This window comes from Staphylococcus caprae (assembly GCF_003966625.1).
Lineage (GTDB): Bacteria > Bacillota > Bacilli > Staphylococcales > Staphylococcaceae > Staphylococcus > Staphylococcus caprae.
The window spans coordinates 1150558-1168205 of the sequence record NZ_AP018587.1 but is presented as its reverse complement, the minus strand read 5'-3'; the positions used below and the strand labels follow the sequence as shown (position 1 = coordinate 1168205).

The following is a 17648-nucleotide window of genomic DNA, read 5'->3' as shown; positions in this document are numbered from 1 at the left end:
CGATTATTCCTCCACACATAAAGAATAGATTGCTTCTAAATAAATACTTGTTGCGTCAATCAATTGTTGTTTAGTCATGTACTCATTTTTTTGATGCATTAAATCTTCTGTATCTTCAAACATTGCACCGAATGCGACTCCTTTGTCGAGATTTCTAGCATATGTACCGCCACCAATAGTATATGGTTCAGTCATATCGCCTGTTTGATTTCTGTATGCTTTAACGAGCTTTTCTACAAATGGATCGTTCTTATCAACGTAATGAGGTTTCTGAACTTTGCCTAATTCAACACTAAAGCCAAGTTCTTTAATTTCATTAGTAAATCTTTCTATAGCTTCTTCGAATTCGAACCCTTCTGGATATCTTAAGTTAATGCCATATCTACCAGCTTGTTCGTTGTCATATTTTATAACCCCAATATTTGTAGTTACATCGCCCATGATATCTGTATGGAATTTCATGCCCATTTTTTCACCAAAATGAGAATTAAACAGATAGCGATTGTTAAATTCCACAAAATCTTTAGCACTTTTATCTAGGTTGAGTGATGATAAAAATTTAAGGAGATATGAACCGGCATTGACACCTAGAGAAGGATCCATACCGTGAACAGCTTTACCTTCAACAGTTAAGATTAATATGCCACTATCAACTGTACTTTCACCTTGAAGTTGATGTTGTTCTATAAAGTATTCAAAGTTTTGAATGACATCTGTCATATTCTCTTTAACTAGAACGCGTGCTTCTGCGTGGTCTGGAACCATATTATATCTTTGACCAGATTCAAAACTAATGAGTTCGTAATCAGGCTCATCAGCATCTTCTGCCATTTTATTTTGAACTAAATCAAAAGTAGTAATACCCTTTTCACCGTGAATCGCTGGGAATTCAGCATCAGGTGCAAAACCTAAAGTAGGCATTTCTTCAGTTTGGAAATATCTATCTGTACATTTCCAGTCAGACTCTTCATCTGTCCCAATAATCATATGAATACGTTTCTTCCAATCTACATTCATCTCATTCAGAATCTTAACAGCATAATACGCAGCTATTGTTGGTCCTTTATCATCTAATGCACCTCTAGCAATAATGGCATTATCTGTAACTACTGGATCAAACGGATCTGAATCCCATCCATCTCCAGCTGGCACAACATCGACATGGCATAAAATACCTAAAACATCGTCGCCTTTACCTGCTTCAATTCGTCCGGCAATGTGATCCACATCATGTGTTGAGAAACCATCTCTCTCAGCAATTTGATACATGTAGTCTAGAGCTTTTCTTGGTCCCGGTCCAACTGGTGCTTCATTTGAGGCTTGAGAATCATCTCTAACACTTTCAATAGATAATAAGCCTTTCAGATCATCAATCATTTGATTTTCATATTCTAGAACCTTTTCTTTCCACATTTGAGATCGACTTCCTTTTTTTATATAAGTTAATATCCATTTTACATTATGTTACTGAGAAACTACAGTAAGATGTCAGAAAAATTACTTAATTTTTTTCTTTTGATTGAATCTTTTTTACAAAATGAGTGTTCATTTTGGATTTGAATTTAAATTTGAAAGTACAGGTGAGAAATTATTTTATAATCTTTTATGTGGGAAAAATTGCATAAAAAAATGCCACCAGAATTTAATCTGATGACACATGTTGTATAAAACTGCCTTATTTTTTATCTTCTAAAGCATTTTTATTATTTTTTAAATCTTCTTCAGAGACTACTCTAAGATTATTAGAAGTTGTTGCGCCACCTTCGTCGTCAAACTTACCTTCTTCTAAGTCGTCTGCTTTTTTATCATCTAAATCAGTGAATTTAGATTTTTCTTCTTCAAAGAATGCTTTAGGATCGTTTTTAATACGATCTACATAATCTTTTGGATTATTTCTTACTTCTTGAATCGTTTCATTCGCTTTGCTACCGATTTGGTTAGCTAAATCTTTAGCATTCGCTTTGTATGATTCAGGATTTTCTTTATATTTGTTATATTCATTTTTTAGTTTATCGCGGCTGTCTTTACGAGTTAAAGCAACTGCTGCAACAGCACCACCGATACCTAATGCAATTCTAAATAAGTTTGTACATTTACCCATAATAAAACACCTTCTCCTTTATTAGTTTTTAAGATTGTTAAAATCTTGTTCATTTAGAAAACGAAATTCACCATCATTTAGAGATTGATCTAATTCTAAATTGGCGATTTTAATACGTTTCAATTCTAATACCTCATTTTCTATACTATGAAACATTCTTTTAACTTGATGATATTTGCCTTCGTAAATCGTAACATATGAAAGATGGTCATTTCCTTTAATAAGCTTTGCGGGTTTAACTTTTCCGTCTGAAAGTTCAACACCTGATTCAAACGCTTCAATATCTGCTTGTTTAATTGGATATTTAGAAACGACTTCATATGTTTTTGAAACATGTTTGTTCGGATTCATTAATTCGTGATTAAATTGACCATCATTTGTTAATAATAATAGACCTTCTGTATCCTTATCTAATCTTCCTACAGGAAATATCCCCAAATGTGAATATTCAGGGATTAAATCTATGACAGTTTTATGCGAGTCATCTTCTGTGGCTGAAATCACGCCTTTAGGTTTATTTAGCATGATATAGACATTCTCAATGTAAGAAATGGTTGAGCCATTCACTGTAACATGGTCTTCATTAGGATTGATATGCGTTTTAGGTGTTTTAATTTTCTTATCGTTTACTTCGACTGCACCTTTTTTAAGTAATTGTTTAACTTCATTACGCGTACCTACACCCATGTTTGCTAAAAATTTATCTATTCTCATTGTAAAAACGTCACTTTACGTCTAATTTTTCCAGGAATATCTCCTAAAAACTCATCAGCTAATCTATTCTTAATTGTAATACCACCGTAAATGAGTGCGCCCACAACAACACTCACTGCTATGATAATAAGGTAACCAAATCGTGTTGGTTCTAAGAAAAGTTTAAGTATAAAGAATACGATTTCTACGCCAATCATCATGATGAAAGAATATAAGAATATTTTTCCAAAATGAATCCAACTATAGCTGAATTTAAACTTAGCGTATTTTTTAAGAATGTAGAAGTTACATGCATTAGCGAATAATAATGCGATTGCCGTACTTAAAACAGCACCAGGCGTGTGTAACATCATAATTAATGGATAGTTTAATGCTAGTTTTATTAAAACTGAACCTAAAATAACATAAACTGTTAATTTTTGTTTATCAATACCTTGAAGCATTGAAGCAGTCACACTAAGTAGTGAAATAAGTATCGCAACTGGCGAATAGTAGAATAATAAACGACTTCCGTCAAAGTTAGGATCATGTCCGTGAACAATTGGATCGTAACCATAGAAAACTGTAAATAAAGGTTGAGCTAAAGCCATGATACCAATGCTTGCAGGAACTGTAATAAACATTAGAACCCCAATAGATGTTCTAATTTGTCTATGCATTTCATCAAGACGTCCTTCTTCGTAAGTCTTAGTAATGTATGGAATTAAGCTCACCGCAAATCCTGCACTTAATGACGTTGGAATCATAACAATTTTATTTGTAGACATATTTAACATATTAAAGAAAGTATCTTGTAATACTGGATTTACGCCTACTAAACTTAATGCACCGTTATGTGTAAATTGATCTACTAAATTGAATAATGGGAAATTCAAACTGACAATGACGAACGGAATACTATAAGCAATAATTTCTTTATACATAGCGCCATATGATACATCTAAATTAGCAGTATCAGATTCAACCATCTGTTTAATATTTCTTCTACGTTTAATCCAGTAGTACCATAATGTGATGATACCTGCGATAGCACCAATTGCCGCTGCAAATGTAGCGATACCATTTGCTTGTAAAATCGTTCCGTTGAATACATTTAAAGCTAAGTAACTTCCAACTAAAATGAAAATAATACGAGCAATTTGTTCCGTAACTTCAGAAACTGCTGTTGGTCCCATAGACTTGTAACCTTGGAAGATACCTCTCCAAGTTGCTAGTACTGGTATAAATATAACTACCATACTGATAATTCTTATAATCCAAGTGATATCTGCAACAGACCAACCATTTTTCTCATGAGAATTACGTGATAAAGTTAATTCTGCTATGTATGGAGCTAAGAAGTATAAAATAAGAAAGCCTATGATACCTGTAATACTCATTACAATAAAACTAGACTTATAAAACTTTTGGCTCACCTTATAAGCACCTATTGCGTTGTATTTAGCTACATATTTCGAAGCAGCTAAAGGTACGCCGGCTGTTGCTACAGCAATTGCTATATTATAAGGAGCGTAAGCATAAGTAAAAGGAGCCATATTCTCTTGTCCACCTATTAAAGAAGTGAATGGAATAATGAATAAGACACCTAATACTTTAGTAATTAAAATACTCAATGTAATTAAGAAGGTTCCTCGAACCATTTCTTTACTTTCACTCATTACCTATCTTCCAATCTTAAAAATTTATTAAAGTTTATTTGTTTCATGTTGTTTTAAACTGACTTATTATCTTGCATTACTTAAAAATATATCACAAAATAATAGATGTTTGTCTTTTAATTCCTACTTTTTAGACTTTAAAGTCAATAAGTTTTTAAAAAGCTTGTTAATTGTAGAAAAACGTTGCTATTTTCCTTCTTAATATATAGAAGGTTCCAAGTTTTATATTATAATTACATTTTTACACTTTGTCATCTCATACCTTAATTTTATTAGAATATACTGATTCAGTCTTATACAATAGTACTAAGAAGATATGGAGGTAACTCAATGTATCAAACTATAATTATTGGCGGTGGCCCTAGTGGATCAATGGCTGCAGTAGCCGCAAGTGAAGTTAGTGACAATGTGTTGTTAATTGAAAAGAAAAAAGGTTTAGGTCGAAAATTAAAAATTTCAGGTGGCGGTCGTTGTAATGTGACAAATCGCCTCCCCTATGCGGAAATTATTAAAAATATTCCAGGTAATGGTAAATTTCTATACAGCCCTTTTTCTGTCTTTGACAATGAATCAATCATCGACTTTTTTGAAAGTCGTGGTGTTAAGTTAAAAGAAGAAGATCACGGACGCATGTTTCCAGTATCAAATAAAGCTCAAGATGTGGTGGATACGTTAGTCCAACAAATCAAAAATAATCAAGTTAAACTGATGGAAGAGACTCCAGTAACTAACGTTTCTTATGAGAACGATATTTTCAATGTCAAAACACAAAATGGTGAATTTCAAAGTCATTCATTAATTATTGCTACTGGCGGTACTTCAGTACCTCAAACTGGATCAACAGGTGACGGCTATAAGTTTGCCGAATCGTTGGGTCATTCAATCACAGAGCTTTTCCCCACTGAGGTTCCTATTACATCGAACGAACCTTTTATTAAATCAAAGCAACTCAAAGGTTTGAGCTTAAAAGATGTCGAATTATCAGTATTAAAGAAAAATGGTAAAAAAAGAATTAGTCATCAAATGGATATGATTTTCACACATTTTGGAGTTAGCGGTCCAGCTGCTTTAAGATGTAGCCAATTCGTATATAAAGAACAAAAAAATCAGAAGAAGCAAGATATTAAAATGCAATTAGATGTTTTTCCTGATTTAAATAATGACCAACTCACTCAGAAAGTAAAATCTTTATTAGATGCAGAACCAGATAAATACTTGAAAAATAGCTTACGTGGTCTTATAGAAGAACGATATTTACTATTTATGTTAGAACAATCTCAAATAGATGATGAAACAACTTCGCACCATTTATCTAATCAACAGTTCAACGATTTTATCTCTAATTTAAAAGGATTTACGTTTACTGTTAATGGTACCCAACCTTTAGATAAAGCCTTTGTCACAGGCGGTGGTGTATCATTAAAAGAAATTCAACCTAAAACGATGATGTCTAAGATTGTACCGGGATTATTTTTATGTGGTGAAGTATTAGATATACATGGTTATACTGGTGGCTACAATATTACGAGTGCTTTAGTAACTGGTCATGTAGCTGGTACGTACGCCGGCTCTTTCACTACAGAATCGAATAACTAATTGAAAAAGAACCTTCTAAGTAACAAGTTTTGTTACCTAGAAGGTTTAATTTTTATTATTGATATGAGTCTATTTTTTATGCATTTTTATCTTTTTTAGACTTACGTGCTGCTAATAAAGCTAATCCTGAGATAAGCGCTGCTCCTGCTAATGGTGCAGAATCATTTGAATCTCCTGTATCTGGTAATTGATCAACAGTTTCTTGAGTTGTGTTAGTTTCACTATCGCAATTAGAAGTGTCTTTAGAAGGCTCATTTGAAACGTTGAGATCTTCTTTAACTTTGACAGCATTCAGTTTTTCAATCGCTTTTTTAACTATTTCGTCAACTGTTGCATCATGGTTTGCTTCATTGATTTCTTCGTAAGCGTCATCTAATATCTTAGAAACTAAAGCTTTTGCAGCTAATTTAGCTTGTGCACTCGCATTATTATTAGCTTCAATGATTTGGATGATTTCATTCGCTTTTTGTTGAATTCTTTGTTTAGCGGCTAGTTTTTTATGTGCTTTTAAGTCTAATTTGTTTAATTCAATTTTGAAGTTTTTAACGCTATTATCTACATCTTCATTAGTTTCTGCTTCAGCAATTTGTAATTGAATTCGATTTAATAACGCTTTAACTTTACTAGTAAATACTTGTTTTTCTTCTATTGTAGCGTCATTATCTGATTCGATTTCATGAATTTTTTCATCACTAAGTCCTTGTAAATAAGTATTTGCTAATGCTTTTTTACGTGCTGTGATTTCTATCGCATCTAATTTAGCAATACCATCGTTAAGGGATTCGGTAACTTCTGCATTTGTATGAGCATTTTGAATTGAATTATTGATTGATTTAATAGCACTCAAAAGTTCATCTAAAGCTTTTTGTTTTTCTTCTTTAGTTGCTTCTTTATTTGTTTCAAACTTACTTTGTTTTCTATCAAAAATAGCTTGAATTTGATTTTTAGCCTGCGGTTTAACAACTGCTAATACTTTAACGGCTTGAATATCTGGTAATGCAAGTTCTTTAGCTTTATCTACTTCTGCATTTGTTTGAGCATTTTGAATTGCTTCATTCGCTTTTGCTAATAATTCATCTAGAGTATTGATAGCTGCGTTCTTTTCTTCTGTAGTTGCATCGTTATTTGAATTAATCGTAGCACGAATTTCATCTGCTTTTTGTTTCAATTCTAACTTAGCTTGAGGTTTTTTACTCACTTCCGGTAAAATCATCGCTATTTCTTCAATACTTTGATTTTTAGCATTTTCTACGGATTCATTTGTAGTTGCATTATCAATTGTTGTAGCAAACTTAGTTGAAGCTTCAACTATTTTATCGATTGCGGCAGCTTTTTCTTCATCCGTTGCTTCAGCGTTATTGTTGATTAAATCTCTTTGGTTATCTAACTTAGCTAAAATTTGTTTTAATGCTTCAGGTTTTACTTTAACTAACGGTGTAACATTTGAAATCTTTTCTTTGATATCATCTTTGATTTCTTGTACTTGTTGATTTTTAGTTGCTACATCGAGTCTATCTTCACCCTGTTTAACATATTGATCTACTAATTGAATAGCCGCTTCTTTTTCTTCTTTAGTCGCTTCGCTATTTTGATTTATTTGAGCCTTTTGGTTCGTAGCTTGTTGTTGGATTTCAGATAAAGCTGAAGGCTTAGCTTCCACCACTGGACTCACTGCTGAAAGTAAAGTAATAGCTTCAGTTTTTGCAGTTAGAACTTCACTATCCGCTTTGGCATTACGAATTCTATCATTAGCGTCATTAACAATGGATGTCACTTTATCCAATGCGACTTGTTTTTCTTCATCTGTTGCATTCGGCGTATTGTTAATTGAAGCGTTAATCTCTTCGGCTTTTTTATTTACAGCTTTTCTAGCAGTCGGTTTTTGGATAACGTTGATAACAATACTATTTAGATCATTTAATCCAAATATTTTTTCTTGGGCAACTTGAACATCTCGCGTATCTTTGTCAATTGCACCTAATACGGCATTTAATTGCTCTTTAACATGACTAATAGCATCATTACGCTCTTCATCAGTAACATCTGGTGTATGTTCAAATGTACGAATAAGTTGATTTGCTAAAGATTTAAGCACATCTCTGGCGTTTGATTTAGTAATTACATCAGGTAAAATCGCTTTGATTTGATTTGAAGCTTCATTATAAATGTCATCAACTTGTTTATTGTTCTCAGCATGTGCAATTTGCTTTTTAGCATCTAATAAAAGTGCTTCTACTTTATTAATTGCATCTTGCTTTTCATCTTCAGTAGCATCAGGGAAAGCATTTATAATGGCCTCTTGCGCATCAACCACATCATATAATTTTAAAGTAGCATTTTTCTTCTTACTAAAATCAGGAGTGTATTGATTAATAGTGTTCAATCCAGAATTTTTAGCTGTATCGACATCAGCATTAGTATTAGCACTATTAATTTGACTGAGTGCTTTTTGTGCTTCATCATTTATAAATTGTTTAGCAGTTTCTTTTTCTTCATCTGTAGCACTAAATGCTTGATTAATTTCATCAATTCTATTTTGTTTTGCTTGGTTTATTTCATCAATTGCTGATTGTTTTTTAGCAACAACTGGTCTTAAATTAGTGATTTTATTTACACCATCTTGTTGAGCTTGATCTACCTGTGCATTTGTTTGAGCTTGGTCAACTTGATTTTTAGCTTCTTGTACAACTTGATTTAATTGATTTAAAGATTGATGTGTTTCATCTGTTGTTGCGTTTGGTATTTGATTGATTTCTTCTTTCTTAGTTTTAGCTACTTTATCAAATTCTGCTTTAGCAGTTGGCTTTTTGACTATTTGAGGATTGATATCTCTAATAGAATTTACGCCTTTATTTTTTTCTACATTAACTTGATTTGTATCTGGCGCATCTAAAATAGCTTGATTAGCGTTATTTGTAACTTGATTTAATTGCTGTTGAGCTACATCTTTTTCTTCAGTAGTAGCTTCATTATTATTAGCAATTTCTTGTTGCTTTTTAGCATTTTCTGCATTCACATCAGCTTTAGCATCATCTTTAATCTTAGTAGCAGGCTGGATTTGAGCGATTGTATTAGAATCAGAAGTTACCACGTCTTGAACATCTTGATTTGTATTTGCATGATTCACTCTATATTTAGCAGTTTCAAGTTCTTGTTTTACTAATTCTTTCGCTGCAATTTTTTCTTCAATAGTTGCATTTGGATTATTATCTATTGCGACATTTTGTTCTTGAGCTTTTTCATTTAATGCTTTTCTAGCATTTGCTCTCACTTCAGTCACTGGTTGAATTTGTTCAATCTTTTGAGTATTAGTAGCTTTAAGATTATCTACTTCATCATTAGTTTGAGCATTATTAATGTTGGCTTTAGCTTCTTCAAGCGCTGTATTCACTTTAGCTAATGCTTCATTTCTTTCTTCAACTGTAGCTTCAGTGTTTTGATTGATATTCTGGATTTGGTTATCTGCAGAAGCCTGTAATTCATCTAAAGCTGAACGTTTCTTTCTAACTTTAGGTACAATGGCTTCTATTTTTGGTTTCGCATCATTGAGCGCTGTTTCTACCTCACTATTATGATATGCGTTATTAATTGCTCCGGTTGCTGAAGCTGATTCATTATTAAGTAATTTTTTAGCTTCATCTTTTTCTTCTTTAGTAGCTTCTGGAGTACTTTCAATGACTTGTTTTTGTTTTTCAACGTATTGATTTAACTCATTTTTAGCATTCTGCTTTTTAACCACTTCTGGTTGGACAGCATTAATATTTTGAAGTGCTTGAGCTTTAATATTATTGACTTCATCCGTTGTATTAGCTTTAGTTACATTTGCATCTGCTTCTTCTTGAAGACGATCTACTTTATTGTTTGCTTCTTCCATTTCTTCTGCAGTCGCATTTGCAGTTTGATCGATAAGATTATTTTTATCTTTAGCTGCAGTAGCAATTGCTTGAATTGCATTTGTTTTAACAGCTGTTTCTGGTTCGATTTGTGTAATAGTGTTATTTCCATTATCTCTGGCATCTTGAACCAGTTGAGTTGTTGTAGCATTTGTTATATTTTTTATTGCTTCTGCTTTCGCTGTATTTACTTTATTTATAGCTTCTGTTTTTTCTTCAATTGTTGCATTAGGATTGCCATTAATTATATCAACTTGATTTTGAGCACTTTGCTCTATTTCTTGTTTAGCATTTTGTTTAACAGTTGTTTCTGGAACAATTTTAGATATTTCTGCTACTCCTGCATTTTCTGCATTTTGAACATCTTCATTCGAATGTGCTTGATTTATATTTTCTAAAGCTGTGTTTTTAACTGTATCTAGTTTAGTTAATGCTGCTTGTTTTTCTTCTGTTGTAGCGTCTTGATTATTATTAATTAATTCTGTTTGTTCAGATACTTTCTTATTAATTACATCGTTAGCTGCAGGTTTTTTAACTAATATAGGTTGAACATTTGCAATGGCAGTTAACGAGTTGTTTTTAGCGTCAGCAACATTTTGATCTGCTAATGCTTCTTGAATATTATTGTTTGCTATAGATGCTTCTTGATTTAGTTGATGAAGTGCAGCCTCTTTTTCTTCAGTTGTTGCATTTTGATTGCTATTAATTGCTTCTCTTTGTTTATTAACTGCATTTGTAATCTCTGCTTTGGCATTAGGTTTCGTTTGAGGGGTAACTTCAATTTGCTGTAATGATTGTTTAGCTTCTTCTAATTTCTCATCAACTGTTGCATTTGTTTGAGCTCCATTAATATTATTTCTAGCTTGAGTAAGAGCAGCGTCAATAGATTGAATCGCAGTGTTTTTCTCTTCAGTTGTAGCATCCTTATTATTTCTAATATCAGCTTTTTTACTTTCAGCTTGTGCAGTTAGTGCATTGATTGCATCTTGTCTTTTATGAGCTTGAGCATTAATAGCATTAATTTCATTTATAGCTCGATCTTTAACAGCATCTACTTGCGCATCTCTTGTACTATTATTAATGTTCTGAATTTCTTCGGCTAGTTTAGCATCCACTAATTGTTTAGCGTCATTTTTTTCATCATCTGTTGAGTCGTTATTATGTGAAATTAATGTCTTTTGTTCACTTGCTTTTTGAGTAAGTTCATTAATTGCGTTTTGTTTCTTAGCAACTGTTGGATGGATACCATTAATAGTATTTATACCCTCATCTTTAGCTAAATTTACATCGTTTGTAGAATGCGCTTGGTTAATCTTTTGAGTAGCTTCAGCTAATGCTGTGTTAACTCTAGAAATTGCTTCTTGTTTTTCTTCTTCTGTGGCATCTGGAGTTTGATTAATTTGTTCTTTTTGTTCATTTGCTTTACGTTGTAAATCTTGTTTAGCATTTGTTTTCACGGTTGTTGCTGGTTGAATAGTATTAATTTTCTCCATACCAGCTACTTTTGCATCGTTGACTTCACTAGTTGTATGTTGAGAAGTTATGTTTCCTTTTGCTTCTGTTTTAGCTGCTTCAACTAAATTTTTAGCTTCAGTTTTCTCTTCATCGGTTGCATCATTATTTCCATCAATAATCGTTGATTGTTGTTGTGCTTTTTGGTCTATAGCAGTTTTTGCATCAGATTTAATTGTTGTAGCTGGTTGTATTGCACTAATCTCGTTCATTCCTGAATCTTTAGCATTATCTACTTGGGCATTTGTTTGTGATTCATTAATATTAGTAACGGCTTTATTTTTAGCTGCTTCTACAAGTTGTTTAGCACTTGCTTTTTCCTCATCTGTAGCGTCATTATTATTAGTTATTAAACCATTTTGAGAATTAACTTTTTCTTCAACAGCTTGAATAGCTTCGGATTTTTTAACTGGATTTACGTGAATGTTTCCTAATTCTTGTAAACCATTTACTTTGTGTTGTTCTACTTGATTATTTTTAGTATCTTGGCTTATTTGATTTTTGATTTCTTCTTTTTTAGCAGTTAATCGTTGTATTGCTTCATTCTTTTCATCAGTAGTTGCGTTAGGTGTAGCATTAATTGCTTGTTTCACTTCTTCAAACTTAGCATCAATTTCATTATTAGCTGTTGGTTTTTTAACAACGATTGGACGAATATTATTTATATTGTCGACCGTTTCAGTTTTAGCATTAGTAACTTGTTGATTAGTCTGAGCTTGATCTACTTTACTGTCACCTAATTGTCCAGCTTCAGTAACCTTCACTTTAGCTGCTTCTTTTTCTTCATCCGTTGCGTTAGTTGTGGCGTCAATTATATTATTTTGAGCATTTTTCTTATCTTGGATTGCTTGTTTAGCTTCATCTTTTTGTATTGCATTAGGCTCCACATTATTTAATTGGTCAATACCATTAGTTTTAGCTTGATTTACACCTTCATTATTATGCGCATTTTGAATATTCGTTTTAGCTTCAGTTGCTTTTTGGTTAGCTATTTGAACAGCTGCTTCTTTTTCTTCTGTTGTAGCCGTATTATGAGCATTAATTGTTTCAATTTGTTTATTTAAAGCAGTGTCGATGTCATTTTTGGCATTAGTTTTAGTGTTAGTTGAAGGAACTACATTTCCAATACTAGTTGTTCCATTAGACTTAGCAGTACTTACATCATGACTTGTAGTTGCATTGTCGATAGCATTTAAAGCAGTTTGTTTAGCATCATTCACTCTAGTATTAGCTTCTGCTTTTTCTTCATCTGTAGCGTTATTATTAGCATTGATGGATGTAGTTTGTTCATTTGCTTTTTGATTAATGGCATCTCTGGCTGCTTGTTTTTCAATAGGTTGAGCAGTAATTTGTCCAATTGTTGATACTGCATTAGTCTTAGCGTCATTCACTCTTTGAGTAGTATGTTCTGAATTGATTTGTTCTTGCGCTTTTGCTAATTCACTATTCACTTTTGCAATTGCTGCTTGTTTCTCTTCATTTGTGGCATCAGGAGTTGCTTTAATTAATTCTATTTGTTCAAATGCTTTGTCTTGAATTGCTTTTCTAGCATCTGTTTTAACTGTAGTTGCAGGTGTTATAGCGTTGATTTTATTAATGCCATTTGATTTTGCCTCATTAACTAAATCATTAGCACTAGCAATTTGTATATTAGTTTTCGCTTCAGCTTGGGCTTCATCTACTTTACGATTTGCCTCTTGGATTTCTTCATCTGTAGCATCAGTTGCTTTTTCATTTTTAACTTTTTTATTATCGCTTTGGCTATCTATTTCATTTTTAGCATTTGTTTTAACTGTAGTAGCAGGCGTAATTGCATTGATATTTTGTGTGCCCACATTAACGGCATTGTCTACTTGGTCATTAGTATTCGCATTATCGATATTAGTGTTAACTTTATTAATCGCTGCGTCTACAAGTTGATTTGCTACTTCTTTTTCTTCATTTGTTGCATCATCATTATTCTGAATCGCTTGCTTACGTTGTTCAGCGGTGTTTCTAATTGACTCTTTAGCTTGCTGCTTCTTAACAACATTTGCATTTACATTATCAAGAGCTTGAATACCGCCAGTTTGAGCCGCATCCACATTATCATTCGATTGTGCTTGGTTGATTTGTTGTAAAGCATTATCTTTAGATTGAGTTAATCTAGTGATGGCTTCGTTTTTCTCTTCTTGTGTTGCATTAGGTGTGTTATTGATTTCGGCTTCTTTTGCGTTAAATTTATCATTAATTTGAGCACGTGCTTGTTGCTTTTTAGTGTATACGGGGCGAATGCTACTAATATTAGTGATTCCACCGTTCTTTGCAACGTCTACATCATGATTAGATGTGGCTTGTGAAATTTGATTATCAGCATTATTTTTTGCATCAGTGACATTTTGTATAGCAGTAGCTTTTTCTTCATTTGTACCTTCATTATCAGCATTAATCGCATTAAGTTTTTCAGTAGCTTTTGCTGAAAGTGCTTGCTTAGCTTGAGGTTTCTTTTGGACATCTACAGTAACGTTATTAATTACTTGTGTCGCATTATTTTTAGCGTTATCAACATCGTTGTTTCCATTGGCATTATTTATTTGTTGAATGCCGTCAGTTAAAGCTTGGTCCACTTGATTATTAGCTGCTAATTTTTCTTCATCAGTAGCATCAGGTGTTTGGTTAATATCTTGTTTTTTTGTTTGAGCATTTTGATTCAATTCTGAAGTTGCTTGTGGCTTTTTCAAAGCTTCAGGTTGATCTTGGTTAATCGCGTTCACACCATTTTGTTGAGCAGTCTGAACTTCTTGGTTTGAATGTGCATTGTTAATATTACTTAATGCATTTTGCTTATGCGTATTAACTTTATTGAGTGCTTCTTCTTTTTCTTCTGTCGTCGCTTTATTGTTTGAATTAATTTGTTCTTGTTGAGCTTGAGCTTTTGCTTCAATCGTTTGACGCGCATCTTGTTTGACTTTCGTAGCTGGATTTATTGCAACAATTGCATTATCGCCATTACTTTGAGCTTGGTCTACTTCAGCATTCGTATTTGCTCTATTAATATTTGCTGTTGCAGTCGTCACAGCTTGATCTACTGAATTTTCTGCTGTTGCTTTCTCTTCATTCGTTGCTTCATTATTTTGTTGAATGGCTTGCTTTTGTTGTTGAGCTTTAGCTTTTATTTCATCAATGGCGCTTTGTTTTTTAACAGGTGTTACTGTTAACTGCTCTATTGCATTTACACCAGTGTTTTTAGCGGAAGTAACATTACCATTTGTGTCTGCGTTATTAATATTTTGAAGTGCTTGATCTTTTGCTTGATTTACATTACCAATAGCAGCATCTTTCTCATCTCGAGTGGCTTGTGCATTTCCATTAATTTCATTTATTTTTTCTTGTACTTTTTGATTAATAACCGCTCGAGCTTGAGCTTTTTGTTGAGGCTGCGGTACATCAGAATTTATTAATCTAAGCCCCTCATCTTTTGCATTATTTACTTGATCATTTGAATCCGCTTCTGATATTTTTCTAAGTGCATCAGCAGAATGAGTATCTACTTGTGTAACAGCTTCATTTTTTTCTTCTTGAGTAGCTTCATTGTTTTGATTAATCAAATTTTTCTGTTCAGTTACTTTATTATTTATTTCATTACGAGCGTTAGGTTTTACAACTGGTTGACCAACGTCACCTTCTAATGTTGTTAATCCTTCATTTTTAACCTGTTCTACACCTTGGTCAGTTGTTTGATCATCGATATCATTAGAAATTTCGCTTTTATGATTATCTATTTGTTCTAATAATGCTTCTCTTTCTTCAGAAGTGAGTTCGGTATTATTTTCTGCGCTATCGCTCATTTCTTGAGCTTTATGATTTATTTCATGCGTTGCATTCACACGATTTATTAATGTAGTTTGTAATTCATGTAAAAGATTGTCAATTCGACTTTGAGAATATCTTTGATCAAATGGAACATTTTGATTTTCTTCATCAAGGACAGTTTGAGCAGTTTCCTTCAATTTATTATATTTAGTGTATGAAGCCCAAGTATAGTTTGAAGGAATAATTTCTTTATTTACTTGTTCTTCTAAATTGTCCTTATTCATTATTACATTTAAGCTAAATGGTGATTGTTGCGCAATAACAGTATTATCATTTGTATTAACGTATATTTCTGCATAAGTTTTATATTTTAGAGACTCATTAAAAGTTACTTCACGTGGAGTCTCTATATTTACTGGTCTTAGTTTATATCTGATATTTAATATTTTATTAGGTAAAAATCTAGCCTCTCTAGTATTACTTCCCTTTGAAGTTAAACCATTACTAGTAAATGTTAACGTTCTATTTTGTCTATCGAAATTTACAGACAATGGGGTGATTGTAGTATTAGGTACATTACCATTTAGGAAAGAAGCTTCAGTTGAATTTTCAACGTATTCGAAATTTTCAGGTAATGTGACTGTATACGTTAATTCATTTCGATTCAATGAAACAGCAAAATTACCATTATTTTCAATTCTAGTATTAATTTCAAATTCTTTACTATTTTTCACATTTTTATTGACTTGTCTAGATTTTACGTATAGGTGTGACCCTGAATAAACCCCGATAGTGTCAATAAATGAGTAGTATCTATAACCATCTTGTAATTGAAGAATTCTTTGGTAATTTGTCTGAATATCATTATTAGGTAAAAATTGTACTTTTATTCTATTTACATTTTCAGGAATTTTAAATAATCTCCAAACTCCTCCACCTTGGATATCCGCTGTAGCTATTTCTTGATTATTTTCTGCATTTCTGACAACTAAGTTTGTTCCACCTTTATAGTTTCTTGCAGTCATTGTGTTAAATTCAAAAATAACTTCTGAATTAGGATTAACTGTAAATTCTTTTTCAATACCATTAAAACCGCCATGATCATTAGGGTCATTACCATGAATACGGCCTAATGCTACAACGTTGTCAACTGCTTGATAGTTTTTGGCTTCACCCGTATCAAATACACCCGTTCTCTCTAATACGCTATTTAATAATCCAACTTGTCCTCCATTTACCATAGTAAAGCCACTTAAACTATTAAGCACTTTAACTTCTGGACGAACTCTATTCGTACTCGTTTTAATACCTAAATCATCAAACGTAAGTACAGTATTTAAGCTATTAGGTCCAGTATTACTACTATTAGGATCTGTGTTATTTGTGACAGTATTGACGTCACTAGCATTATTTCCCTCTACAGCTCTTCTACTTCTTTTCTTAGGAATATCAGACTCTTCAATAACTGCTTTAGCATCTGGTGTGATAGGTTGAGATGTATTTTTAACATCTTTTTTAGATTTGGTTTCAGATTTTGCTTCTATATGATGTTGTGTTGATTTATCAACATGTATGTCATTTTCACTATTTTCATTTGTTGGAAGTGTATTAGCGTTAGACGCATTATTTTCCTTATTGGATTGATTAATTTCATTATTAGCGTTTTGTGATTGTGATTGTGTTTGTTCTGTATCATTACTTTGAGCTTGTGCATTGTCTTGAGCATTATTTGGTAATTGATTATCAGTAGCTTGATTAACATTGCTTTGGTCAATTTCATTATTTGCTTGTGGATTTACATTAGGGTCTTGTGATGGTTGCGCAGTCTCATCCAATGTAGCGCCTTCTGGATTATTAGACTGAGTCGAATCTAGTTCTGCAGCAGAAGCTTGTCCTGGATGCGCTAAAAAAGTTACAGTAGCAATTAATGCAGAAAAGATACCAATGTTAAATTTTCTTATACTGAATTTCTGTTTTCTAAATAGATTCATTTAATTGTCCTCCTAGATGTTAATTCTTTGTTGTCTGTTAAATGAAAGTAGTCTTTTATCACATGATGTTTACTGACTCAATTCAAGTTTGCTCACCTTATAATTAAACACAATCTTTTTAAGTCTTTTTAATTTTATCATCTATAATATTCAAAATCTAGTATTGGTAAAAATAATTTTAACCTATTAATAAAATATAATTAAAATTTTGATTTCCGAAGCGATAAATATTGCGGTAATTATTTTCTGCATAAAAAAAGGCTGGGACATAATTAATTGTCTCAGCTTTCTTTAACATATTGGCAGTAGATGTCTGAATTGAAAGTGCGCTTATATCAAGCTTCTTTCAATCCTAGCCATCCTTGCCGGCGGGGCCCCAACATAGAGAATT

6 protein-coding genes are annotated in these 17648 nt (G+C 32.5%); 1 reads left to right on the top strand and 5 read right to left on the bottom strand.

The window, feature by feature from the left end:
• Positions 1-3 precede the first annotated feature (3 nt).
• The 4 genes from pepV to JMUB898_RS05660 form a co-directional block, all read right to left on the bottom strand.
• Positions 4-1413, bottom strand: coding sequence for a dipeptidase PepV (pepV, locus tag JMUB898_RS05675; RefSeq protein ID WP_002443456.1), 1410 nt, complete (start codon positions 1411-1413; stop codon positions 4-6).
• A 262-nt stretch (positions 1414-1675) separates the two neighbouring features.
• The gene (locus JMUB898_RS05670; protein WP_002443458.1) at positions 1676-2101 is read right to left on the bottom strand and encodes a YtxH domain-containing protein; all 426 of its coding nucleotides are present in this window, start codon (positions 2099-2101) and stop codon (positions 1676-1678) included.
• A 21-nt stretch (positions 2102-2122) separates the two neighbouring features.
• Entirely contained in the window at positions 2123-2815 is a 693-nt protein-coding gene (locus JMUB898_RS05665) for a pseudouridine synthase (protein WP_002443460.1), read from the bottom strand.
• A complete protein-coding gene (locus JMUB898_RS05660) occupies positions 2812-4473 on the bottom strand; it encodes a putative polysaccharide biosynthesis protein (RefSeq protein WP_002443461.1) in 1662 nt (553 codons plus the stop codon). The genes JMUB898_RS05665 and JMUB898_RS05660 overlap by 4 nt, the downstream gene beginning before the upstream one ends.
• A 330-nt stretch (positions 4474-4803) precedes the next feature.
• Between JMUB898_RS05660 and JMUB898_RS05655 the strand changes: the two genes are divergently transcribed.
• On the top strand, positions 4804-6069 hold the full coding sequence (locus JMUB898_RS05655) for a BaiN/RdsA family NAD(P)/FAD-dependent oxidoreductase (RefSeq protein ID WP_002443462.1): 1266 nt from the start codon (positions 4804-4806) through the stop codon (positions 6067-6069).
• 76 nt (positions 6070-6145) lie between these two features.
• On the opposite strand, the gene JMUB898_RS05650 is transcribed toward JMUB898_RS05655, so the two are convergent.
• Positions 6146-17257, bottom strand: coding sequence for a SasC/FmtB family protein (locus tag JMUB898_RS05650; RefSeq protein WP_126501943.1), 11112 nt, complete (start codon positions 17255-17257; stop codon positions 6146-6148).
• Positions 17258-17648: the final 391 nt, after the last annotated feature.